Below are 21,180 nucleotides of genomic sequence, written 5' to 3'. Positions count from 1 at the left end.
CGGCCTAATCCGACACCATTGTTGGCTCCACCATCAAACCGTCATCACCGTCCTGCTGCTCCAGTCCCTGCGCTCGAGCAGCAGCGCCGTCAGCTGCGCCGCCGTCATCGGGCGGGCAAAATAGAATCCCTGCACGTTGTCGCAGCCGGCGCGGCGCAGGAATTCCACCTGCTGCGGCGTTTCCACGCCTTCGGCCACCACTTTCAGCTTCAGGCTGTGCGCCATCGCGATAATGGCCGTGACGATCGCTTCGCCTTCGCCGGGCAGGTCGTGCACGAAGCTGCGGTCGATCTTCAACTGGTCGATCGGCAAGCGCTTCAAATAGGACATCGACGAGTAGCCGGTGCCGAAATCATCGATCGACAGGTGTATCCCCGTTTCCTGCAGCCGCCGCATCAGTTCCACGTTGGCCGGCACATCGTCCATCATCACGCCTTCCGTGATTTCCAGTTCCAGCAAGCCGCGCGGCAGCTGCGTTTCGTGCAGGATGGCGCGAATATCGTCCATCAGGCCAGGTTCGCGCACCTGGCTGGCCGACAGGTTGACGGCCACATGTTCCAGTGAATCGAGCAGGCCGGCCTGGCACCAGGTGGCCGCCTGGCGGCAGGCGGTGTGCAGCACCCAGCGGCCCAGTTCGACGATCACGCCGCTTTCCTCGGCCACGGCGATGAATTCGGCGGGATTCATGGGGCCCATCTCGCGGCAGTTCCAGCGCAGCAGCGCTTCGACGCCGACGATGCGGCCGCTGCGCAGGTCGATCTGCGGCTGGTAGTGCAGATACAGTTCCTGGTCCTGCAGCGCGCGGCGCAGGTTTGCCTCCACGCGCAGGCGGCGCTGGGCGCGCAGCTCCATGTCCGCCTTGAACACGGCGTAGCGGTTCTTGCCCTGGTGCTTGGCGTGGTACATGGCGGTGTCGGCGTTGCGGGTCAGGGTCGCCACGTCGCGCGCGTCGAACGGATACAGGCTGACGCCGATGCTGGCGCTGACATGCAGCTGGTGGCCGTCAAGCGCGAACGGCTCGGCCAGCATGGCCAGGATCTTGCGCGCCACGCTGGCCATTTCGGAGGCGTCGTCTGCCGGCTCGACGATGACGACGAATTCATCGCCGCCGATACGGCAGATGACATCGGTAATGCGCAGCACCGCCACCAGGCGCCGGGCGACCAGCTTGAGCAGGTGGTCGCCGCAATGGTGGCCCAGGGTGTCGTTGACGATCTTGAAGTTGTCCAGGTCCAGCAGCAGCAGGCCCACGCTGCTGTCCTGGCGGTCCGCGCGCGCCAGCGCATAGGCCATCGCCTCGTTGAATTCATGCCGGTTCGGCAGTTCGGTGACGGAATCGACGTGGGCCAGGTAATGCAGGTGATTTTCCGCCTGCTGCGCGGCGCGGCGGGTGCGGCGCACCATCAGCACCGCGACGCAGAAGGCAAACAGGCTGACCAGTACCGTGAAGGTGGCCGACTGCATCAGGCTGCGGTACAGCGGTGCCAGGCTGGAACGCAGCAGCAGGGCGCCGCCGCCGGGCAGCCTGGCCAGCAGGGTGGCATTGCCGTCACTCCAGGCAAAGTGCATGCCGTGCACGGGCACCGCCGGTGCGATAGCGCTGCCGCTGCGGGCAAAGCGGGCAAAGGGCAGGCCGTAGGGCGTGTAGACCAGCGCCTGCTCGATGGCGGGCACCTCCGCCAGCGGCGCCAGCAACTGTTCGGCCGCCAGGCGGTCTTGCCGGCGCAGTGCGTCGGCCACCGGCGTGGCCAGCATGGCCGCATGGACTTGCAGGCTGCGCAAGAGCGCGCCCTGCAGCGCATGGAACTGGAACAGCACCAGCATCGCGCCGGTCACCATCATCAGCGCGGCGGCGGCCAGCAGATTGAACCTGGCCACGCGGTCGCCGCGCATTTTTGCCGATGGCAGCGAAGGGCTTGCCATCATGTTGTCACCCACCCCGGACGGCCTCATGCCGCGTGGCCCCGTGTGATCCTGCCTTGCCCTGCCATACTTTAGGTTCCAGTCTGGTAAAAACCGCTGTGCGCCGGAACGCTCAACGTATCATGAAGGCCGGCATCTTGTCATTTCGCGCCAGGAAAGTACAGCGCGGGCCGTACTATTTTGTCGCCGCGACAAAAATATGTGGAGTATCTTTATATTAATAAAGAATGTCAAATTTTAATCTTATCCTGGGTCCGCCTGTTTTTTTTGTTGCCGAGGCTGCTTTTCAAAAAGCTTGATCGAGGCGCATGGCAACATAAAATTCTTCGTGGCAACGTTATATTCGGGTCGGCTTCCCCGGTTTTTACTGTTATTTATCGGTAACTCCTTGATTTTAATAAATTTTAAAGAAAAACCCCCAAACGCTCTGGCCTCGGCTGTCAAGTTCGTCCATAATCGGGCTGATAATCGAGGCCTTTGTTGCCGCTTCAAGCCGGCCGCCACCTTTATATTCATCAGCGAGGATATCTTGGAAAAAAAACCAAAAATCATTTTGTCGTCACAGGACCTGGAACGACTGGAAACATTGTTATACGCATTGGGAAATAATCTGTCACCCGACAAGGCCGCCTTGCTCGAAGAGCTGGGCCGCGCCGACGTGCTTGAACCGCAGGAAATTCCGCCCACCGTGGTGACCATGAATTCGACCGTGCGCTTCACGGTCGAGAACAAGGAGGAATTTCGCCTGACGCTGGTCTATCCGAAAGACGTCGATGGCCAGCCTGACCGCATCTCGGTGCTGGCGCCGGTCGGCAGCGCGCTGCTGGGACTGTCGGTCGGCGACAGCATGGCCTGGCCGATGCCGGGCGGCGTGGTCAAGGTCACCATCGAGGAATTGCTGTACCAGCCGGAACGGGCCGGCGAATTCCACCGTTGATCCCTTAGAGCCTATCCCAGTAGATGAATACGCCCCCTGCTGGCGCCCCTCAGAAGCGGGGACTGCGTTGCTCGTCGTTGCATGGCTCGTCATGCGGCCTCCTCGCGCCTTGTCCGCGCTCCTGATGAGCTGCAAGCAGAAGACGCTCACTACTGGGATAGGCTCTTAGCTGTTCTTCTGCATCCGCACCACCAGCCATCCCGCCACCACCGTAAAGGTCAGGATAATGGCGACGATGATGGCAAAGCCGTGCGGGTGCTGCGCCAGCGGGATGCCGCCCACGTTCATGCCCAGCATGCCGGCGATGATATTGATCGGCAGGGCCAGCACCGTGACGATGGTCAGCACATACAGGCTGCGGCCATTCTCTTCATTGACGCGCGCGGCAATTTCCTCCTGCAGCAGCTTGATGCGCTCCTGCAGCGAGGACATGTCGCTCAGCACCACCGAAAATTCCTCGGTCGACTGGCGCAGTTCCAGGCTGTCGAGTTCCTGCACCCATGACGGCGGCCGCTGCAGCAGCCGGAACAGGGCGGCCGGCTCGGGCGCCAGCAGGCGCTGCAGCCGCACCAGCACGCGCCGCATCGCGCCCAGGTCTTCGCGCTTGGGCACCAGCCGCCCGGCCAGCAGATGGTCTTCGATATCGTCGACCCTGGCCACGGCGTCGCGCACGATATTGACCAGCACGTCGGCCTGGTCGCGCAGCAGATGCACCAGCAATTCCACCGACGAGCGTATCGGCTCGTGATTCTTGATCACGGCCTGGCGCAGCCGCTCGATCGACTGCAGCGGCGCGCGGCGCGCCGTGATCACCAGGTCCTGCGCCACGCTGGCCCACATGGTGGAAATATCGGATGCTTCGAAGCTGAAATTGTGCACCACGTCGTTGACCACCGCGATCAGGGTATTTTCCGCCTGCTCGATGCGCGTCGAGCGCGAACCCTGGTGCAGGGTTTCATAGAATTCGTCGGCCAGGCGGGTGTGCGCATGCAGCCATTTTTCGCTGGCCGCGTGCGACAGATTGAAATGCAGCCAGACGAATTCGTTCGGCTGGCGTACCGTGCCGGGCGCCAGCCAGGCCAGCGCGGCGTCCGAGTCCAGCGCCAGCGGCTGTGATTGGCGGCCAAACAGGAAGCCCCAGACCAGGCCCGAGGTGTCCGAGCCATAGGTAAAACCGGCAGTTTCCATCGCCATCGTGTGTATGTCCCGCGCAGGTTGATTGATCGTCGCGCGATTGTATTACATTTATATGGCAGGAAAATGACAAAGGCCACCGCATGCGGTGGCCTTGCCGGTTGCAACTCAACGATCAATAGCGGCGCGGATCATTCGGGCGGTGATCATCGCGGTTCGGCACGCCGTCCCTGTCGTTATCCCTGCCCCGGTCCCGGCCGTCGTTGTTGTCATGGCGGTTCGGGATGCCGTCGTGGTCACGGTCGCCGTTCGGGCCACGCTGTGCCCAGCGGGCCTCTTCCATGCGCCAGCGTCCATCACGCTGGTTCCAGGCTGGCGCCGTGTAGACGTAGCCTGGACGTTCGGCAATCCACACGCCGGGGGTCCAGTCGTAGCGCTGGGCGCGCCATTCCCAGTGGCCGGGGGCCCATACATAGCCGTGGCGTGCGCGCGGTATGGCTTCGCGGCGTGGTGGCGGCGGCGCGATGCGGATCTCTTCATAGCGCACCGGCTGCGCCACGGTGACCCAGCCGCCGCGGTTCAGGCGCCAGCGGTTGTTTTCCTGTATCCACTCGGCGCGGCGGTACTGGTTGCCGCTGCGTTCGCGCAGCCATTCGCCGTTGTTCCAGACGTGGCGCCGGCCGTCCCAGTTCCAGTAGCCCGGCGCCCAGACATAGCCGCGTCGCGCTTGCGGCACGCTTTCGAACCTCGGTGGGGGCGGGGCGTTGCCGACGACAATGCTGACGCCGACCTGGTTTTGCGCCATGGCTTGCGCTGGCAAGAAGGCCGCGCTGCTGATGGCGAGCATGGCTGCTGCGTAGAAGGTGATGGGTTTCATGTGCGTCTCCATTTCGGTGATTGCGTGAAATGGACTATAGCGACTTGCCGGCGGTGTTTGCGGCTTTGAATTAACTTATTACAACTGACACAATGCTGTGCGGACTTTGTATCAAAGCGCATATGGCCTGGCGCGTGCCGCAGGCGCCAGGTCTTGTGATTGTCATGCGCCGCTCACAGGAGGCTGGCGGTGCTGCTGCCTTGCTGGCTCTCTGCCCGACTTTGACGCTCCTCCAGCAGCGACAGCTGCTTTTCCTGTGGCGTCAGGCGCTTGGCGGTGACGGTCACCACCTGCATGGCGGTGGTGGACTGGGCCGCGTCGGCTTTTGCGGCAGGCGCCTGCAGGAAGCTGACATAGCTGGCCGAGCAGGCGATGGCGACGGCGACGGTGAAGATGGCTTCGAGGTTTTTCAGGGTTTTCATGATGCGTCCTTTCGGCTGGCGGGTGGGGTATGGATGTACTGTAGCCATGCGCCCCGCAGGTCGCCACGCGCTTGCGACCAGCCGCGATTTTTGCGGCATCAACGGCAAAAAACGGGCGCTGAAATGCGTGGCCGGGGCCACCGCTCGAATTGAGGGGGAAACAGGCCTGTATCCTGCCCTATGAAGCTAATTGCCATGTGGCATCATTTACAACTGGGCAGAAGTGCGCGCGCGTTTGGTGCGCCGCGCTTCGCTGGCGGCGCTGCTGCTAGAATCGACGTCGCAGCTTGCGCGGATCACATCATCATCAGGAGTCACACATGTTCCAATTGTTTGGTTTTGGCGGCGCCCGGTGCCCCCGTTGCGAACACAAGAATGCCGCGGCCGCAGGCTATTGCGCGCAATGCGGCCTGTCGCTCGGCACACCGGGCAACGACGCCGTGCTGCATGCCAACCAGTGGCGCCTCGCCGACGATCAGCTGGCCCTGTTCTTTGGCGTGCGTGAGCTGTCGTCGCTGTTTGGCGGCGCCGGCAAGCGCCTGCAGGTGCCCGAGCAGGCGCGCGCCTGGATCGTGCAATCGGACGCTTTCACCTTGATGCCGGCGGGCGACTATGACAGCGCCGCCTTCTTTGCGCGCCTGCCGCAGCTGCTGCCGGCGCGTCCGGCCGAAGTGCTGATCGCGCGCGCCGCGCCGCTCTCGCTGACCTTCGAGCTGCCGGCGCTGGCCAGCACCGAGCAGCTGCAGATCGCCGCCACCTTCCAGGTCGAACTCGCGCTGGGCCAGCCCGACGCCTTTGCGCGCCAGTTCATGCGCGCGCCGGGCGCCGTCACCCTGGCCCATTTGCATGCCTTGCTGCTGCCCTCGGTGCGCCAGATCGCGCTGGAATTTACCGGCAGCCGCGCGCTGCGCGAGATGGACGCCAACGCCGACCTGCGGCCGCAGTTCAACGAGCGCCTGCAATCGTCCCTGAGCCAGCGCCTGGCCCCCTCGGGCCTGGCGGTGGCGGGCGTGGAGACGCTGGCGCTGCGTCACGACAAGCTGGCCATCGACGAGACCTGCATCGGCACCTTGTGGCTGGGCGGCCTGCAGGCGCCAGACGGCGAAGAGGCGTTGGAACGCAGCCGCCAGCTTGACCAGCTCTACGATGACGAAGAACTGCAGCGCATCGCGCGCGAAGCATTGACACTGCGCCACGCGCAGCGGCGCCTGGAACTGCAGCAGGACGCCAAGGTGGGGCAGGCCGAACTGGCGCACCAGGAAGCCGAACGCCTGCAGGCGCTGCGCGGCCGCCAGATCGACCTGTACGGCCGTATCCTGGAAGCGAAATCGCAGCGCCAGGCGCTCGACCATGGCGCCGCCGTGGCGCTGCAGGAGCTCAAGCAGGAACTGGCGAAAAAGGGCGCGACGCACGCCGATGAAGCGGCCGAATGGCAGCATGTGCGCGCGCTGGCGGCCATCAAGATGCGCAGCGAACTGGAATTGTCGCAGCTGAGCGGGCGCGAACAGCTGCAACTGGCGCAGCAGCGCTTCACGCACCAGGTGCATTTGCAGGCCATCGCCCAGCAGGTGGAAAGCGCGCTGCTGATCGACGACGAGGCGGGCCGCCGCGCCCAGCTGGCGCGCCTGCACAAGACCGAACAGGATGCGGCCCAGCGCGAAGCGCAGCTGGAAGCGGAACAGCACAAGGCGGCCTGGCAGGGTGCCGTGCTGGCCACCGCCGCGCGCAAGCGCGAAGCGGAGCGGGTGCAGGAATGGGAAGACCAGATGCAGCTGGCGCGCCAGCGCGAACTGCTGCGCGCCGAGGCGCACAAGGACGAGACGGCGCAGGTGCAGGCGGCCGAGATCGCCGAAAAAGTGGCCGTGCTGCGCCGTGGCGGCGCGCGCGAGGACGCCATCGCCCAGCAGGAAAAACTGCTGCGCACGATCGAGGCCGACGGCGTGCATGCGCGCCAGCTGCACCAGCAGGCGCATTTGGCGCAGCTCGATGCGCTGGCGATCGAGGAACAGCGCCAGCAGCTGCGCCAGCTGGAGCAGGAGGCGCAGTGGCAGCGTGATTTGCTGGCCATGTCGCAGCAGCGCGAACACGATTACGCGCGCTGGAAAAACGACTACGAAGCGCTGGTGGCGCAGCAGGCGCATGCGGCCGAACTGGCGCGCATCGATATCGACCGGATTGAAAAAATCGGCACCCTGAGCGACACCGGCAAGGTGGCGATGGCGGCCGGGCCGAATGCGGCCGTGCTGGCGCAGGTGCTGAAAACCCAGCTGCAGGCCGGCATGAGCGCCGAGCAGATCCACGCGCTGGCGGCGCTGGCGGCGGCCGAGAACAGCATCGCGCCGGAACAGGCCATGCGCATGGCGCAAGAGGGCGTGGCGCAGGAGCGCGCGTATCTCGAGGCGCAGGCCGAGCGCGAACGGCGCCAGCAACTGGACCTGATCGCCTTGCAGAACGCCGCACACAACCATGGCTTGAGCGCGCAGGCGCAATTGGGCGTGGCGGTGGCGCAGGCGGTTGCCGGCGGCGCGCCGGCGCGCTGCTGCAGCAATGGCCATGCGCTGCGGGCCGGCCATCCGGAAGACAAATTCTGCGCCGCCTGCGGCGTGGCAGTGCAGCCTTGATGGAAGCCCCGTACGCCAGATGATGCAAAAAGCACGAGACAAGCTGCGAGAACTGCGCGCCCTGCATGACGACGGCCTGCTCAGCGAGCAGGAATTCGAACGCCGCAAGAACGCCATCCTCGACGCCGAATACGCGCCGCCCGGCGCCGCGCCGGCGCCAGGCACGCCGCCGGTGCGCCAGGGTACCGAGCTGGGTTTCATGACGGGCCAGGAGATCGGTCCGCAAAACCGCCGCTACCGCCTGGAGCGCCTGATCGGCACCGGCGGCATGGGCCAGGTATGGCAGGCCACCGACCTGGCCACGCACGCCGAATTGGGCAGCAGCGAAATGGTGGCGCTGAAGATCCTGCCGCCGCAGCTGACGCAAAGCGCCACCCACGCGCGGCTGCTGATCGAGGAAGCGACGCAGGCGCGCAAACTGGCGCATGAAAACATCGTGCGCGTGTATGAATGGGCGCAGGACCCGGCCACTTCGAGCTATTTCATCATCATGGAATGCCTCGATGGCGAAGACCTGGAACACTACCTGGCCCGCCAGGGGCCGCTGCCGTTGGCCGCGGTGCAGGAACTGCTGCAGCCGGTGGCCGACGCGCTGTCGTATGCGTGGGAAAAGCACAAGCTGGTGCACCGCGATATCAAGCCGGGCAATGTCTTTTTGACGAGCAAGGGCGACATCAAGCTGCTCGACTATGGCATCGCCTCGCGCGTGCGCAATGCGGGCAGCAGCCTGGGGCTGGAAACGCCGAATGCGGGTACGGAAGGCTATCGCGCGCCCGAGGCGGGCGCCCACCAGCGCCAGCCCAGCCCGCGCCTGGACGTGTATGCGGTGGCGGTGATGATCTACCAGATGCTCGAAGGGCGCATGCCGTTCGACGGCGCGCGCACGGCGGAACAACTGCCGTCGGCGCCGCAGGCACTCAAGGCGGCCCAATGGCAGGTGCTGCAGAACGGCTTTTCGATGACGCCGGAACTGCGCCCGCAATCGGTGCTGGCCTTGCTGGAAATGCTGGAACGGGCGGCCGGGCCATCACCCGAGGAGCTGGCCGAACAGGCGCGCCAGGAACGCGCGCGCGCGGCCGCGCGGCAGAAGCAGGCGGCGCTGGACGCCGAGCAGGCCAAGGAGGAAGCGCGCCGGCGCGAGGAAGAACAGGAGCAGCGCCGCAAGGCCGAAGCCCATGCCGCGGCGCTGGAAAAGCAGCGCCAGGACAAGCTGCGCCGCGAGCAGGAAGCCCAGCGCCAGTTCGAAGCGGAAGAGGCGCGCAAGCTGCGCAAGGAAGCGCTGCGCGGCCAGCTGCGCGCGCGGCGCGAAGCCGATGCCGCCACCGCCCTGCAGGAGCACCAGCAACTGCAGCGCAAGGCGATCCAGGCGAAAGCCGAAGCGGCCTACCGCGCCGAGCAGGAACGGGCGCGCAAGGAAGAGGCCAGCCGCGCCGCCGCGCCGGCTGCGGCTGCTCCTGCGCCTGCGCCTGCGGCGGCCCCCGTCACCGAGACACCGGAGGCGCAGCCGCCCGCGCCGGTGGCTGCGCCAACCGGCCTGCTGCGCGACGATTTCCTCGATGGTTCCGGCCAGGGGCCGGAGCTGGTATGCCTGCCCAGCGGCCGTTTCCAGATGGGCGCGAGCGACGAAGAGCACAAGGCGGCCTTGCAGGCCGGCTCGCAGCAGGGCTGGCTGGAGCGCGAAAAGCCGCAGCACTGGGTCGGCATCGAGCGCGGCTTTGCGCTGGCGATCCACCCGGTCAGCGTGGGCGAGTGGCGCGCCTTTGTCAAGGCGACCGGCTGGGAACGGGCCGGCGCGGAAACCGACTGGGACAATCCCGGCTTCGTGCAGAACGAGCAGCATCCGGTGGTCGGCGTGAGCTGGAACGACGCCCAGCTGTACCTGGCCTGGCTCAGCGAAAAAACCGGCCAGGTGTATCGCCTGCCGAGCGAGGCGCAATGGGAATACGCCTGCCGCGCCGGCACCCGCGGCGCCTTCAACGTGGGCGACACCATCAGCACCGAGCAGGCCAATTTCGACGGCCTGTATGTGTACAACGGCGGCGCGCGCGGCCAGTACCGGGGCGGCACCAGCGCCAGGAATACCTTCGCGCCGAATGCCTGGGGCCTGTTCGACATGCACGGCAATGTATGGGAATGGGTGCAGGACATCGTGCACGACAACTACGACGGCGCGCCATGCGACGGCAGCGCCTGGGAAGACGGTGGCGACACCAGCCGGCGCATCCTGCGCGGCGGCTCCTGGCTGTACCACCCGCGCTATCTGCGCTCGGCCATCCGCAACGGCTTTTCCATCGTGCTGTCGAACGATATCGTCGGCTTCCGGGTGGCGCGCCAGCTCGATCCCGAACTTGTCAAATAAGTCATCTTGCCCGATACTGCATCTTCCTTTCATCGCTGGAGATGCCGTGTTCAAGACTTGTTGGTTCACCTGTGTACTGGCCGTCAGCGGCTTTTCCTTGCCCGCCGTGGCGGCCGACCTGCCTTCTTATCCCTTCATTCACGCCACCGGCACCGCCTTCAGCTTCGTCACGCCCGACCTGGGCGAGATCGATTTCGAGGTGGCGGTGTTCGACCCGTCGGCCGAGGCGGCCACCACGCAGGTGCAGGCGCGCATCACGCACATCAAGGCCTTGCTGGTCGAGCAGGGCTTGCCTGACGCGGCGGCCGGCATCGACGTGCGCGACGTGCGCAAGGAAATCCGCAAGGGCGCCGAGCAGGACCCGGCCAATCCGCAATACACCGTCAAGGCCAGCGTGCATATCAACGTGGCGGACCTGTCGAAGTGGCCGGTCGTGATGCGCGCCTTGCTCGACATGCCCAACCTCGACGCCTTCGCCGTCACCTTCGGCCTCACCGAGCGCGTGCGGCTGGAAGAAGAACTGGTGGGCGAGGCGGTCAAGGATGCGCAGCGCCGCGCCGACGCCATGGCGCGCGGCTTCGGCAAGCGCGTCGGCGCGGTGGCCGGCATCTCGTCGGACCAGCTGAAATACCTGGGCAACTCGGTGGGTTTGGTGCCGGCCGACCGCTACAGCCGGGCCAACAGCCGCGAGCGGCAAAATCCCGAAGACATGCTGATGGTCAGCGCCGTCAAGATGGCGCAGACGGTCGATGCGCTGTTCCGCATCAAATAGCCCCCGGCTACTACTATGGCCGGGTGCGCAAAGCGGGCAAACGGTGTAAATTGTGGCTTTCCCAAACGCCGCAAGGAACGCCATGACCATCAAAGCCATCCGTGACCAGTCGCAACCCATGCGCCATATCGTGCACGTGCGCGACCATATCATTTCCGCCGACGGCTCGGTGGCCGAAGGCGGCGGCGATTCCGGCCCGTCGCCGCACGATTTGTACGACGCCGCGCTGTCTGCCTGCAAGGCGCTGACGGTGGTCTGGTACGCCAAGCACAAGGGCATTCCGCTGGAAAACGTGGAAGTGTCGACCGAGCGCGACGCCAGCGAAGAACGCAAGGGCGTGTACCGCCTGGCCGTCAGCCTGCACCTGACCGGCGACCTCTCCGACGCGCAGCGCGAGGAATTGCTGGGTGCAGCCGCCAAGTGCCCGATCCACAAGCTGATGACGGCCGTCACCACTGAAATCACGACGGTGCTGGCATGAGTGCGGCCATCCTGAAAAGCCACGAGAAAGACCTGGGCGGCGGTTTCGTGGTGCGCCGTTTGCTGCCGTCCAGCGTCAAGCAGACGGTCGGCCCCTTTATCTTTTTCGACCATTTCGGCCCGATCGACGTGGCGCCCGACGCCAACCACGACGTGCGCCCGCACCCGCATATCGGCCTGGCCACCGTCGCCTATCTGTTCGAAGGCGCGATGGACCACCGCGACAGCATCGGCTCGTACCAGCGCATCGAACCGGGCGCCATCAACTGGATGACGGCCGGGCGCGGCATCGTCCATTCCGAACGCACGCCGGCCGACCTGGCCGGCCAGCCGCACCGCACGCACGGCCTGCAGCTGTGGGCCGCGCTACCCAAGGCGAACGAGGAAGACGAACCGAGTTTTACCCATACGCCGCAAGCCGATATCCCGGTGGTGACGCTCGATGGCGCGGTGGTGAAGGTCCTGATCGGCACCGCCTTCGGCCGGACGTCGCCGGTGCGCACCTATATGCAAACCGTGTATCTGGACGTGGCGCTGCAAGCCGGCCAGGAACTGCGCCTGGACGGCTTGCCGGCGGAGGCAGCGATTTACCCGATCAGCGGCACAGTGCTGGTGGACGGCGTGGCGCTGGCGCCGCACACCATGGCGCTGCTGGAATCGAACGCCGTCCCAGTGCTCGCTGCCGGCACCGGCCCGGCGCAGTTCGTGGTGATCGGCGGCGAGCCGCTCGACGGTCCGCGTTTTATTTTCTGGAACTTCGTCTCGTCAAGCAGGGAACGCCTGGCGCAGGCGGGCGAGGACTGGAGCGCGCAGCGCATGGGCAAGGTGCCGGGCGAGACGGAATTCATCCCGCTGCCCAAGCCGCCCGTGCGCCCGGCACCGCAGTTTCTCTAGGTCTTAAAAACGCGCCCGCAAGGTCAGCGTAGCCTTGCGCGGCTCGCCATAGAAATTGCCCCAGGCAGGCGCGCCCACGGTCTGGTAGTAGCGCTTGTCGAGCAGGTTGGTCACGCTCAGGGACGCCGTCCAGTTGCGGTCGATCTGAACCGCGGCGCGCGCGCTCCACAGCGCGTAGGCCGCCTGCGCCACCTTGATGTTCTGCGTGACGCGTGAACTCTCGGTCTGGAAGTTGACGCCGCCACCCACGCTCCACGCGGCCAGCGCACCGCGTAAACGGTAGTCGCTCCACACGCGCAGCATATGGCGCGGCGAGTAGGTGCTGGCAAACATCACGCCGGCGCTCGAGGTCTGGTCCAGGTATTTGAAATTGTTCAGCGTGTAGCCGGCGAACAGCTGCCAGCCGCGCGCCACTTCGCCGCTGATTTCCGCATCCACGCCCTGGCTGCGCACCTTGCCGGCCGAGATATAGCATTCCGTGCCGCTGGAACAGGTATTGACCAGATCGAGTTCGGCGCGGTTGCGCTGCTCGATGCGGAACACGGCCAGCGAGGCATTGACCTTGCCGTCGAACAGTTCGCCCTTGACGCCCGCTTCCAGGTTGCGGCCCTTGAGCGGATCGAGCAGGGCGCCGGCGGCGTCGCGCGAGTTCTGCGGCTGGAAGATGTCCGAGACGCTGGCGTAGCCGGACCAGCGCGGGTCGAACGCATAGAGGACGCCGCCGTAGGGCGTGAGGACGCCGTTTTCCTGGTACGGATCGCTTTCCGCCGCCCCCGTGATGCGGTTGATATTGCTCGATTTGTAGTTCGAGACGCGCGCGCCGGCCACCACGGTGAACGGGTCGCTGACGCTGAAGCGGGCCACGCCGTAGGCGCCGGTCTGGCGCATGCGGGTGATGGTGGGCGAGCCGCGGTAGCTGTGCTCACGCAGCCAGGCGTCGCTCGGCTCCTCCACGCCATGATCGGGCTGCAGCGGATTGATGCCCTGGTTCAGCATCGCCAGGCTGAAATCGCTGTCGCCTTCCAGCCGGTTGGTGTTGACGCCGGCGCTGAAGCCGTGGCGGCGGCCGAAGGCATTGAATTTGCCATCGAGCGACAGGTCGATACCCTTGTTGGTGGCGCCGTAGTCGAACACGCCGTCATAGCGCATCATGCCGGCCAGCGTGACCGGATTGATCGCGCCCAGGTTGAACATGTATTTCACGTCATGCCGCTCGCGCGTAACATTCGCGCTGGCTTTCAGCGACCAGTCGGCGTCGAAGCGGTGCTCGAATTCGGCGAAGGCGGCCGTCTGGCGGCTGTTCCAGCGGTTCCAGTCGGCGCCGATAAAGGTCGAGCGGGGCAGCTTCGCGTCGCGGCCGTTGCTGTACAGGGGCAGGCCGGAAAAGAACGGCGTGGAGCGCAGTTTTTCCATGCTGGCGCCGGCCGTCAGCTTGCTGTCCGGCGCCAGGTCGAATTCCAGCACGCCGTACAGCACGTCGGTGCGGCTGTCGCCGACGTCATAAAAATAGTCGCGCTGGTCATGCGCGGCCACCACGCGGCCGCGTATGCTGCCCGATTCGTTCAAGGGGCCGGTGGCGTCGACTTCGCCGCGCAGCGCGTTCCAGCGCCCGCCCGTCACCGCCAGCTGCACCTGCTTTTCCGCCAGCGGGCGCTTGCGCACCATATTGATGGCGGCGCCGGGCGAGCCCGTACCCTGCAGCAGGCCGGTGGCGCCGCGCACCACTTCCACCCGGTCCAGCACGGCCGTATTGCTGGTAAAGCTGTTCGCCTGCGGGTAGTACATGGCGCGGTTGACGCCGTCGAACTGGTAGGTTTCGACCATGAAGCCGCGCGAGTACACATAGCGCCCGCCCATCGGGCTGTCATACATGGTGATGCCGGTGGTATTGGCCAGCACGGCGTCGATCGTGGTCAGGTTCTGGTCGTCCATCTTCTGGCGCGTGATGACGCTGACCGATTGCGGGATTTCGCGCAGGGTCTGCACGCCCTTGCCGACGGTGACGGCGCGCGCCGCATATGAATTACCGTGTTCGCTGACGGGGTCGCGTTCCAGGCTGGCGCTGATGGTCACGGGCGCCATGGTCTTTTCGCCGCCGGCCTGCGCCTGCGCCGCTGCCGCCTGGCGCAGCACATAGCCGCCGTTGGGCAGTTGCACCGCTTCCAGGCCGCTGCCGGCCAGCAGCAGCGCAAAGCCTTGCGCCACGCTGTAGGCGCCGCGCACGCCGGGCGACTGCAGGCCGCGCGTTTGCGCCGGGTCGGTCGACAGGCTGACACTGGCCGCCACGGCAAAGTCGTTCAGGGCGGTCGACAGCGGGCCGGCGGCGATCGCGTAGCTGGCGCTGGCGCGCTGGCTTTGCGCCTGCGCCGGCAGGGCGATCAGGGCGGCGGAGACGGCGCAGCTCATGGCGAGCAGGGCGGGGGTGTTCAGGTTCATGCGTGAGCTTTCTGTGTTGGTGGGATGGTGGTGGCGTACATCGGCTGCTTGTCTGGTAAGCCGAAGCAGCAACCCGAAACACCAACCCCAAAACAGAAAAAAAGTAAAAATCAGCCGGCAAGCGGGCCGACTGTGCCCCAGAAGCGCGTCACGTAAGTCACCTGCAAGCCGTGCGACGCGCACAGGCTTTCCAGCGCGGCGTCGATATCGTCGAGGCGATAGGTGCCCGTGACGCTCTGCCGCGCCACCCTGGCGTCGCAAGCGAGGTGGCCGCGCCGGTAGCGCGTCAGTTCGGCCACCAGGCGCGACAATGGCCAATCGGTGGCCACCAGCATGCCGCGCGTCCAGCTGTCCTGGTGGCGCGGCGCCGGCATCACGCCGCCGTCGCCCAGGCGGGTAAACCGCAGTTGCTGGCCCGCTTCGACGCGGCAGCTTTTGCCGGGCATGGCATGGCTGCGTACTTCCACCGCGTGCTCGAACACGGTCACGCTGCTGGCTTCGGCGTCACAGCGTACGGCAAAGCGCGTGCCCAGCGCACGGATCACGCCGTGCACGGTGTCGACCAGGAAGGGGCGCGTATCGGGCGCGGTGGCGATCATGATTTCGCCGCGATGCAGGCGCAGCAGGCGGCGCGTCGCACTGTAATCGACGTCGGCCGCGCTGTCGGTATTGAGCTCCAGGGTGCCGCCATCGGCCAGCAGCACGCGCCGGCGCTGGCCCGGCGCCGTGCGCAGCGCCGCCGTCCAGGACTGCCAGGCGTTGGACTCCATGCCGACCTGCCCCAGCCGGATGCCGCCGGCGGTGGCCACCAGCATGGCCAGCAGCTTGGCGGCCGCGCGGCGCCTCAAATGCGAGGCCTGCAGCGCCGGCAGCGCCAGGGTGGCGGGAATCGATTTCATCTGGCCATCCATCTGCCGCAGCAGATCCCAGGCGCGCGCATGTTCGCCGCTTTCGGCCAGCCACGCCGCCAGCGCCTGCGGGTCGGCGCCGCCGCAGCTCAGTTCCACATGCCAGTGCGCGGCCTGGGCCAGCACGGCGCGGGCGATCGGTGCGGCCGGCGTCATGCTGCCGCCAGCACCAGGCATTCCGTATAGGCGCGCACCAGGTGCTTTTTCACCGTGGGCAGGGATACGCCCAGGCGCTTGCCGATGTCCACATAGCTCAGTTCTTCGACCTGCGCCAGCAGGAAGATGGTGCGCGTGCGCGTGCCCAGGCGATCGAGCAGGCGGTCGACCGCCAGCAGGGTTTCGATGATGATGGCGTGGGTTTCGGCCGAGATCGCCAGCGCCTGGTCCTGCTGCGCCAGCGCTTCCAGGTAGGCCTGTTCCAGCGCCTGGCGGCGGTAGCGGTCCACCAGCAGGCCGCGCGCGATCGTCGCCAGGTAGCCGCGCGGCTCGCGCAGCGGCCCCGCTTCGCGTTTGCCCAGCAGGCGCACAAAGGTATCCTGCGCCAGGTCGGCCGCGTCGCCGGCATTGCCCAGCTTGCCGCGCAGCCAGCCATGCAGCCAGCCGTGGTGGTCGCGGTACAGGGTGTTCAGTTGCGGCAAGTGGGTGGTGCTGACGATGCTCACTGCGGACTCCAGGCTGGATATTGAGAATGATACTCATTCATTATCACATTGCCGTGGCCGCCGCGTCAATTCCCGGGGCCGAGCCGCCATTCCCGCAGCCATTGCCAGAAAGTGTCGAGCGCTTTGACCATCCATTCGGTCGACCATAGCGGCCAGCCTTGCACGAAGGCGGTGGCGCGCCGCAAGTGAATACCGTCGAAAAACACATGGTCGGCCACGATGGTGGCGGCCAGCCAGGCGGCGGCAATCACGATCAGGTCGTGGCGGCCGCTCTTCCACCAGCGCAGCGAGTGGCGGCGGATGATCCACGGCACGCCCAGCGGATTGGGCCAGTCGGCCAGCAGATGCATGATGCCGCCGGCGGCAAAGCCGAACAGCGGCGGCGCCCACACATGGTGGGGCAGTTGCAGATAGGTGTAGACCAGCAGGGCGATCCAGGCCAGGCCCCAGTGGGTCCAGGTGCGGTGCGTGATCCACAGCCGGCGCGTGGGCGCCCACCAGGCCACTTCCAGCCAGTCGGGCGCGGTGCCGCCCAGCGCGCCCATCACGAATGCGAGCATGCTCAGCACCTGGTACGGACCACCGGCGTCAGCGTGGGCGACCAGCGCCGCGGCGATCACGCCAGCCGCCCAGCCAGTCGCATGGTGCGCTTTATTTGAAGCCATAGGAAATGTAAAACACGTTGCGCGCGCTGTGTAAAACGTCGGGGAGATTTGCTGGATGAATATACAGTATGCAAGGGCGTCATGCGAGGCAATTTGCACAATATGACTAAATTATTTGTTAAATAATCTGTGCTTCAGCTCGCCTTAAGCCGGCGTGGCAGCCGTGCTGGACAGGAAACAGTGTTATTCGGCTGATAATGCATTTCGCGGCGCACGCGCTATGCTGGAATCCTGATCCATCCTGAGGCAGGTGACGCCATGAAAATTCCGCGCGAAATACAGATCCCGGCCATCGTGCTGAGCCTGGAGGCGATCTTTATCGTCGGTGTGGCGCTGATCTTCCTGGTGCTGGTGCCGAACTAGGCGGTGAGCACGGCGCTGTCGCACAGGCTGGCGCCTTCGGTGCGGATGATCCAGCATTCGGGATACGCTTCGCTGGCGAAGCGGTGGTGGCGGGCAAGGCCGGCGAGCTTGTCGAGCGCGGTGGCGGGCGCCAGCGCGGTTTCCTTGCCGCTGGCACAATCGAGGTGCCAGAAGCCGCCGTTGCGGTGGAACAGCACCGGCAGCGCCGCCGCCTGTGGCGCGAGGGTGTGCGGCGCCGGCACGACGACCGGGCGCGCTTCGGGCAGCAGCAGGTAAAAGCATTCCGCATGGGCGCCCTGGTCGAGGCGGTGCAGGATCACGCCGTGCTGCAATATGGCCGACACGCCCAGCACCACGATGCCCTTGATGCTGGCCGTCAGTTCGATGCGCATGCCCTGGCGCAGCGCCACCGGCTTGTGCTTGCCGGGCCAGACGCCGTCGAGCAGCACGCCATAGCGCGACACGTCTTCGATATCAAAGCCCTGCGCGCCACGGCGGATCACGGCGTGGCGGCCGGACAGCCGGCGCGTCAGGCCGTTGTTGTCCTGGCCATCGATGCTGAAATGGCTGAGCAGCACATCGGCTTCCGGATCGACCAGCTCGAAACGGCCCAGCATGCATTCTTCCAGCGCAAACAGGCGGATCTGGCGCTGTTCGCCCGCTTCCGGCGCCGCGTTGACGATGCAGGCCGACACGCTGGGGTGCGGGTGGCACTCGCTGGCGGCGGGCACGTCGACCTCGATCAGTTCCTCGTCCCAGGCGATGGTGGTAAAACCCATGTCGATCTTGCCTTGCGGCGCAGACAAGTCCACGTGGGCGATGCCGGCATTGCGCGCGGTGACGTCGAGATTGCAGCCGTCGCCGCCCGTCACGCGCGCGATCGAGGCGTCATCGGCCATCACGCGCACGTTTTTATGGGTGCTGAGGAAAATCTGGTGGATTTCGGTCAGGGTGGCGTCGCGGCGCGGCACCAGGATGACAAAGGTGCACACCCATTTCTGCGCCACCGCGCCGTCCACGTGGCTCAGTACGTCCACCTCGATCTGGTATTGCCCGTGTTCCTTGTTGCGCGATGAAAACTCGACAAACACGGGGCGCCAGTCGCCGCGCGTGGTGCGCACCACGTCGTGCTGCACCTGGCCGCGCGCGATCAGGTCCGAGCGCAGGCGCAGGCTCAGCTGCGGGTCGCATGTGGTGTCCATGCCGCGCAATTCCATTTTCAGGGTTTGCCGCCCGCCTGCCGCGCGCGGATCGAAACCGCTGATATGCAGATGGGTAGCCACCGGCGTGGCCGGGACGACAGCGGGCGCCAAGGCGGGAGCCACTGCGGGGCGCATGACAGGCATGCTGACGGAATTGACGGGCGGCGAGACAGCCAGGGGCAGGGAAACCACGGACGCAAGTACGCCCGCCGTCGCCGATTGCTCGGAACGGGCGCTGCGCATGGCGTTCAGCAGGTCATAGCTGGTGGGAGCCTGGACTGGCTGCGGGTGGTTGCCCGCGCAGACCTGCTCACCAGGCAAGACCCAGAACGTACAGTGCGGGTGCTCCGGGTTGCTGCATTTTTTCATGTGGTGGAAACTCGACCGGGTGGGAGCGTGGCGCCCTCTGTATACATGAGAGCTTACGCCCTTTTGACCTTGCTTGGCAACAAGCATGATTGCGTCACCGCCTGTTTTTTCGGCAGATGTGCAGTCTGGCCAACGTCCCGCCCGGTATCCCCGGAAACCATTGCCTAAAATAATATTTTATGGATTTAAAGATAGTTATTTATTGCAATAGTATCGTTCCACTCATGCTCAGTTCCTGCGCTTGGCTATGACCACTTCCAGGTATTCCGCCGGCACCACCAGCGAATTGGGTCCGGCCATGTTCAGGCTGTCGAGCAAGCTGGTCAGGTCCTGCTCCAGCGCCCGCGCGCCCTCTGGCGACAGCGCGGCAAACGCCTTGTGCACGGGGCCGTAGTAGTCGCGGAATACCTGTATCCAGTGCTGTGCGCTGGCGTAGCGGAAATTGAACAGCTTGCGCTGCGCCTGGAGTTGCCCGGGCGCCACGCCGAACAGTTCTTGCAGATAGCCGGTGGTACCCCACAGCGCGGGCGATTTCAGGCCTGCGGGCGGCGGCACGTGCTTGCCGATCAGCTTGAACAACTGGCCGACCAGGCCTTCCGGCGTCCAGTTGGCCATGGCGATGCGCCCGCCATCGCGCACCACGCGCAGCATTTCCTGCGCCGCGCGCGGGTGGTCGGGCGCGAACATCACGCCGAAAGTCGAGACCGCCACATCGAAACTGGCGTCGGGAAACGGCAGCGCATCGGCGTCGGCCACGCGGAAGCTCACTTGCAGGCCTTCGGCATCGGCCCGCTCGCGGCCCCGTTGCAGCAGGGCCGGTACATAATCGGTGGAGGTGACGCGCGCAAAGCGGCGGGCGGCGGCCAGGGTGGCGTTGCCATTGCCGGCGGCAATATCGATCACCTCTTCGCGGGCGCGGATATCGGCCGCTTCGGCCAGCGATTCGCCGACGATTTGCAAGGTGACGCCGATAATGGCGAAGTCGCCGCTGGCCCAGGTGGCTTGCTGGCGCTGGCGAATGGCGGCCATGTCGGGTGCGCCGGCAGGGGCGGCAGCGGCTGGCGTCGAGGAGGTGGGAGTGCTCATGATGGTCTCCTGGTGGTCTGTTGCGGTTCTGGTCAGACCACATGGCGCGCACTTGGTTCGCCGCCGGGACGCCCGCACGCTGCCGGGTGCCAGTACGCTAAGGCTTGATGCGCAGCGCCAGCAGGGTGAGATTGTCGCTGTGCATGCCTGCCGGGGGGTGCGACAGGAAATCGTCGAACAGCGCCTCGCTGGCCTGCGCCGCCGTGCGGCCAGCGCACAGGGCCGGCCAGCGGGCGAGGACGCTGGCAGGGTCCTGGCAGGACCAGAAGCCGTCGCTGGCCAGCAGATACACGGCGTCGCGGCGCAGCCGCAGCGCACGGCGGTCGCCCAGGTGCGACAGGAAGGGCGGCAGGTTGCCCTCGTCCAGCGCATGCAGCGTGGCGCCCAGCACCTGCGGATCGACGATGACGTTACCTAATATAAAAGCTTGGGAAATCTGCGGCTGGTGTTCGCCATACACCCGGCCGCGCCATTGCTGCTCGCCGATCACGCCATGCATGGCGTACACGGTGGCCGGCACATGGTCGACCGTCAGGGCCGTAACGGTGCCATCGGCCACTTCATACAGGCGCGAATCGCCCACGTGATACAGCAGCGGCGCTTGTTGCGGCGCAATTTCCAGCAGGGTCAAGGTGGTGCCGGGCGGGCGCGAGCGGGCCTCGGGGCCGGTATCGAACGCGGCTTGCAGGCGCGCGTGCAATTGGTCCAGCTCATGCGCCAGCGTGACCGCGTCCAGGCAGGCCGGCATCGCCAGCAACCCCTGCACCGTGGCCTCGGCCGCCTCGCGGCCATGGCCATGGCCGCCCATGCCATCGAGCACGGCCAGGCGCACATGGCCGGCCGGCCAGCCCGCCACCTGGCCACGCCAGGGTGTCTGACCGACCAGGCAGGCGGCGTGGCCGGTGGCGTCGATCAGCAGGAAATTGTCCTGGTTCTCGCGCCGCGCCATGGGACCGGCGCCCACGCTGCTGCCGGCGGCGGCATCCAGTCCCGGGCCGAAATCGAGTTCGTCTTTGATAAAGTGCATCGGTGATGGCGGCCCTGGCGGGTATCGATGTTAATAATTAATA

Annotated in this window: 17 protein-coding genes; 6 read left to right on the top strand and 11 right to left on the bottom strand. The window is 65.9% G+C overall.

Going from position 1 to position 21,180, the window contains the following annotated elements; translation table 11 throughout:
* Nucleotides 1–33: 33 nt before the first annotated feature.
* Nucleotides 34–1,926 carry an EAL domain-containing protein gene (locus Q8L25_RS23970; protein ID WP_308921794.1) on the bottom strand — a complete coding sequence of 631 codons (1,893 nt, stop codon included), beginning with the start codon at nucleotides 1,924–1,926 and terminating at the stop codon, nucleotides 34–36.
* A gap of 526 nt (nucleotides 1,927–2,452) precedes the next feature.
* On the opposite strand from Q8L25_RS23970, the gene rnk reads away from it, so the two are divergent.
* Nucleotides 2,453–2,860 carry a nucleoside diphosphate kinase regulator gene (gene rnk, locus Q8L25_RS23965; RefSeq protein WP_308921793.1) on the top strand — a complete coding sequence of 136 codons (408 nt, stop codon included), beginning with the start codon at nucleotides 2,453–2,455 and terminating at the stop codon, nucleotides 2,858–2,860.
* A gap of 165 nt (nucleotides 2,861–3,025) precedes the next feature.
* Here rnk and Q8L25_RS23960 read toward each other — a convergent pair whose 3' ends face one another.
* From Q8L25_RS23960 to Q8L25_RS23950, 3 genes are all read right to left on the bottom strand, one after another.
* On the bottom strand, nucleotides 3,026–4,054 hold the full coding sequence (locus Q8L25_RS23960; protein ID WP_308921792.1) for a transporter: 1,029 nt from the start codon (nucleotides 4,052–4,054) through the stop codon (nucleotides 3,026–3,028).
* 115 nt (nucleotides 4,055–4,169) lie between these two features.
* Nucleotides 4,170–4,871, bottom strand: coding sequence for a YXWGXW repeat-containing protein (locus tag Q8L25_RS23955; protein WP_308921791.1), 702 nt, complete (start codon nucleotides 4,869–4,871; stop codon nucleotides 4,170–4,172).
* Nucleotides 4,872–5,044: 173 nt separating this feature from the next.
* Nucleotides 5,045–5,293, bottom strand: coding sequence for a hypothetical protein (locus tag Q8L25_RS23950; RefSeq protein WP_308921790.1), 249 nt, complete (start codon nucleotides 5,291–5,293; stop codon nucleotides 5,045–5,047).
* 320 nt (nucleotides 5,294–5,613) lie between these two features.
* Here Q8L25_RS23950 and Q8L25_RS23945 point away from each other — a divergent pair, with 320 nt between their 5' ends.
* From Q8L25_RS23945 to Q8L25_RS23925, 5 genes are all read left to right on the top strand, one after another.
* Nucleotides 5,614–7,914 carry a hypothetical protein gene (locus Q8L25_RS23945; RefSeq protein ID WP_308921789.1) on the top strand — a complete coding sequence of 767 codons (2,301 nt, stop codon included), beginning with the start codon at nucleotides 5,614–5,616 and terminating at the stop codon, nucleotides 7,912–7,914.
* Between the two features lie 19 nt (nucleotides 7,915–7,933).
* A complete protein-coding gene (locus Q8L25_RS23940; protein ID WP_308921788.1) occupies nucleotides 7,934–10,273 on the top strand; it encodes an SUMF1/EgtB/PvdO family nonheme iron enzyme in 2,340 nt (779 codons plus the stop codon).
* A 46-nt stretch (nucleotides 10,274–10,319) separates the two neighbouring features.
* Nucleotides 10,320–11,045 (top strand): SIMPL domain-containing protein, encoded by a 726-nt coding sequence (locus Q8L25_RS23935; RefSeq protein WP_308921787.1) that lies wholly within the window; start codon nucleotides 10,320–10,322, stop codon nucleotides 11,043–11,045.
* An 82-nt stretch (nucleotides 11,046–11,127) separates the two neighbouring features.
* On the top strand, nucleotides 11,128–11,526 hold the full coding sequence (locus Q8L25_RS23930; RefSeq protein WP_308921786.1) for an OsmC family protein: 399 nt from the start codon (nucleotides 11,128–11,130) through the stop codon (nucleotides 11,524–11,526).
* Entirely contained in the window at nucleotides 11,523–12,419 is an 897-nt protein-coding gene (locus Q8L25_RS23925; RefSeq protein ID WP_308921785.1) for a pirin family protein, read from the top strand. The genes Q8L25_RS23930 and Q8L25_RS23925 overlap by 4 nt, the downstream gene beginning before the upstream one ends.
* A gap of 3 nt (nucleotides 12,420–12,422) precedes the next feature.
* Here the strand turns inward: Q8L25_RS23925 and Q8L25_RS23920 are convergent, their stop codons facing one another.
* The 7 genes from Q8L25_RS23920 to Q8L25_RS23890 form a co-directional block, all read right to left on the bottom strand.
* Nucleotides 12,423–14,855 carry a TonB-dependent siderophore receptor gene (locus Q8L25_RS23920; RefSeq protein WP_308921784.1) on the bottom strand — a complete coding sequence of 811 codons (2,433 nt, stop codon included), beginning with the start codon at nucleotides 14,853–14,855 and terminating at the stop codon, nucleotides 12,423–12,425.
* Between the two features lie 110 nt (nucleotides 14,856–14,965).
* Nucleotides 14,966–15,919: a FecR domain-containing protein gene (locus Q8L25_RS23915; RefSeq protein ID WP_308921783.1), complete on the bottom strand. Its 954-nt coding sequence runs from the start codon at nucleotides 15,917–15,919 to the stop codon at nucleotides 14,966–14,968.
* Nucleotides 15,916–16,425 carry a sigma-70 family RNA polymerase sigma factor gene (locus tag Q8L25_RS23910; protein WP_308921782.1) on the bottom strand — a complete coding sequence of 170 codons (510 nt, stop codon included), beginning with the start codon at nucleotides 16,423–16,425 and terminating at the stop codon, nucleotides 15,916–15,918. The genes Q8L25_RS23915 and Q8L25_RS23910 overlap by 4 nt, the downstream gene beginning before the upstream one ends.
* Before the next feature lie 65 nt (nucleotides 16,426–16,490).
* Nucleotides 16,491–17,090: a metal-dependent hydrolase gene (locus tag Q8L25_RS23905; protein WP_308921781.1), complete on the bottom strand. Its 600-nt coding sequence runs from the start codon at nucleotides 17,088–17,090 to the stop codon at nucleotides 16,491–16,493.
* 359 nt (nucleotides 17,091–17,449) lie between these two features.
* Nucleotides 17,450–19,024: an FHA domain-containing protein gene (locus Q8L25_RS23900; RefSeq protein ID WP_308921780.1), complete on the bottom strand. Its 1,575-nt coding sequence runs from the start codon at nucleotides 19,022–19,024 to the stop codon at nucleotides 17,450–17,452.
* Between the two features lie 228 nt (nucleotides 19,025–19,252).
* Nucleotides 19,253–20,110, bottom strand: a complete 858-nt coding sequence (locus Q8L25_RS23895) for a class I SAM-dependent methyltransferase (protein ID WP_308921779.1) — start codon at nucleotides 20,108–20,110, stop codon at nucleotides 19,253–19,255.
* A 97-nt stretch (nucleotides 20,111–20,207) separates the two neighbouring features.
* Complete coding sequence (locus Q8L25_RS23890) at nucleotides 20,208–21,137, bottom strand: protein phosphatase 2C domain-containing protein (protein WP_308921778.1); 930 nt, start codon at nucleotides 21,135–21,137, stop codon at nucleotides 20,208–20,210.
* Nucleotides 21,138–21,180: the final 43 nt, after the last annotated feature.

Source organism: Janthinobacterium sp. J1-1 (assembly GCF_030944405.1).
Taxonomy (GTDB): Bacteria; Pseudomonadota; Gammaproteobacteria; order Burkholderiales; family Burkholderiaceae_D; genus Janthinobacterium.
The sequence above is the reverse complement of the archived record's forward strand: the minus strand, read 5'-3'. Positions and strand labels throughout refer to the sequence as shown.

Coding starts and splice junctions, on each gene's coding strand:
- Q8L25_RS23905 (WP_308921781.1), bottom strand. CDS start 17,090: ATGGCTTCAAATAAAGCGCACCATGCGACTGGCTGGGCGGCTGGCGTG.
- Q8L25_RS23970 (WP_308921794.1), bottom strand. CDS start 1,926: ATGATGGCAAGCCCTTCGCTGCCATCGGCAAAAATGCGCGGCGACCGC.
- Q8L25_RS23950 (WP_308921790.1), bottom strand. CDS start 5,293: ATGAAAACCCTGAAAAACCTCGAAGCCATCTTCACCGTCGCCGTCGCC.
- Q8L25_RS23940 (WP_308921788.1), top strand. CDS start 7,934: ATGATGCAAAAAGCACGAGACAAGCTGCGAGAACTGCGCGCCCTGCAT.
- Q8L25_RS23900 (WP_308921780.1), bottom strand. CDS start 19,024: ATGAAAAAATGCAGCAACCCGGAGCACCCGCACTGTACGTTCTGGGTC.
- Q8L25_RS23890 (WP_308921778.1), bottom strand. CDS start 21,137: ATGCACTTTATCAAAGACGAACTCGATTTCGGCCCGGGACTGGATGCC.
- Q8L25_RS23895 (WP_308921779.1), bottom strand. CDS start 20,110: ATGAGCACTCCCACCTCCTCGACGCCAGCCGCTGCCGCCCCTGCCGGC.
- Q8L25_RS23960 (WP_308921792.1), bottom strand. CDS start 4,054: ATGGCGATGGAAACTGCCGGTTTTACCTATGGCTCGGACACCTCGGGC.
- Q8L25_RS23920 (WP_308921784.1), bottom strand. CDS start 14,855: ATGAACCTGAACACCCCCGCCCTGCTCGCCATGAGCTGCGCCGTCTCC.
- Q8L25_RS23955 (WP_308921791.1), bottom strand. CDS start 4,871: ATGAAACCCATCACCTTCTACGCAGCAGCCATGCTCGCCATCAGCAGC.
- Q8L25_RS23945 (WP_308921789.1), top strand. CDS start 5,614: ATGTTCCAATTGTTTGGTTTTGGCGGCGCCCGGTGCCCCCGTTGCGAA.
- Q8L25_RS23930 (WP_308921786.1), top strand. CDS start 11,128: ATGACCATCAAAGCCATCCGTGACCAGTCGCAACCCATGCGCCATATC.
- Q8L25_RS23915 (WP_308921783.1), bottom strand. CDS start 15,919: ATGACGCCGGCCGCACCGATCGCCCGCGCCGTGCTGGCCCAGGCCGCG.
- Q8L25_RS23925 (WP_308921785.1), top strand. CDS start 11,523: ATGAGTGCGGCCATCCTGAAAAGCCACGAGAAAGACCTGGGCGGCGGT.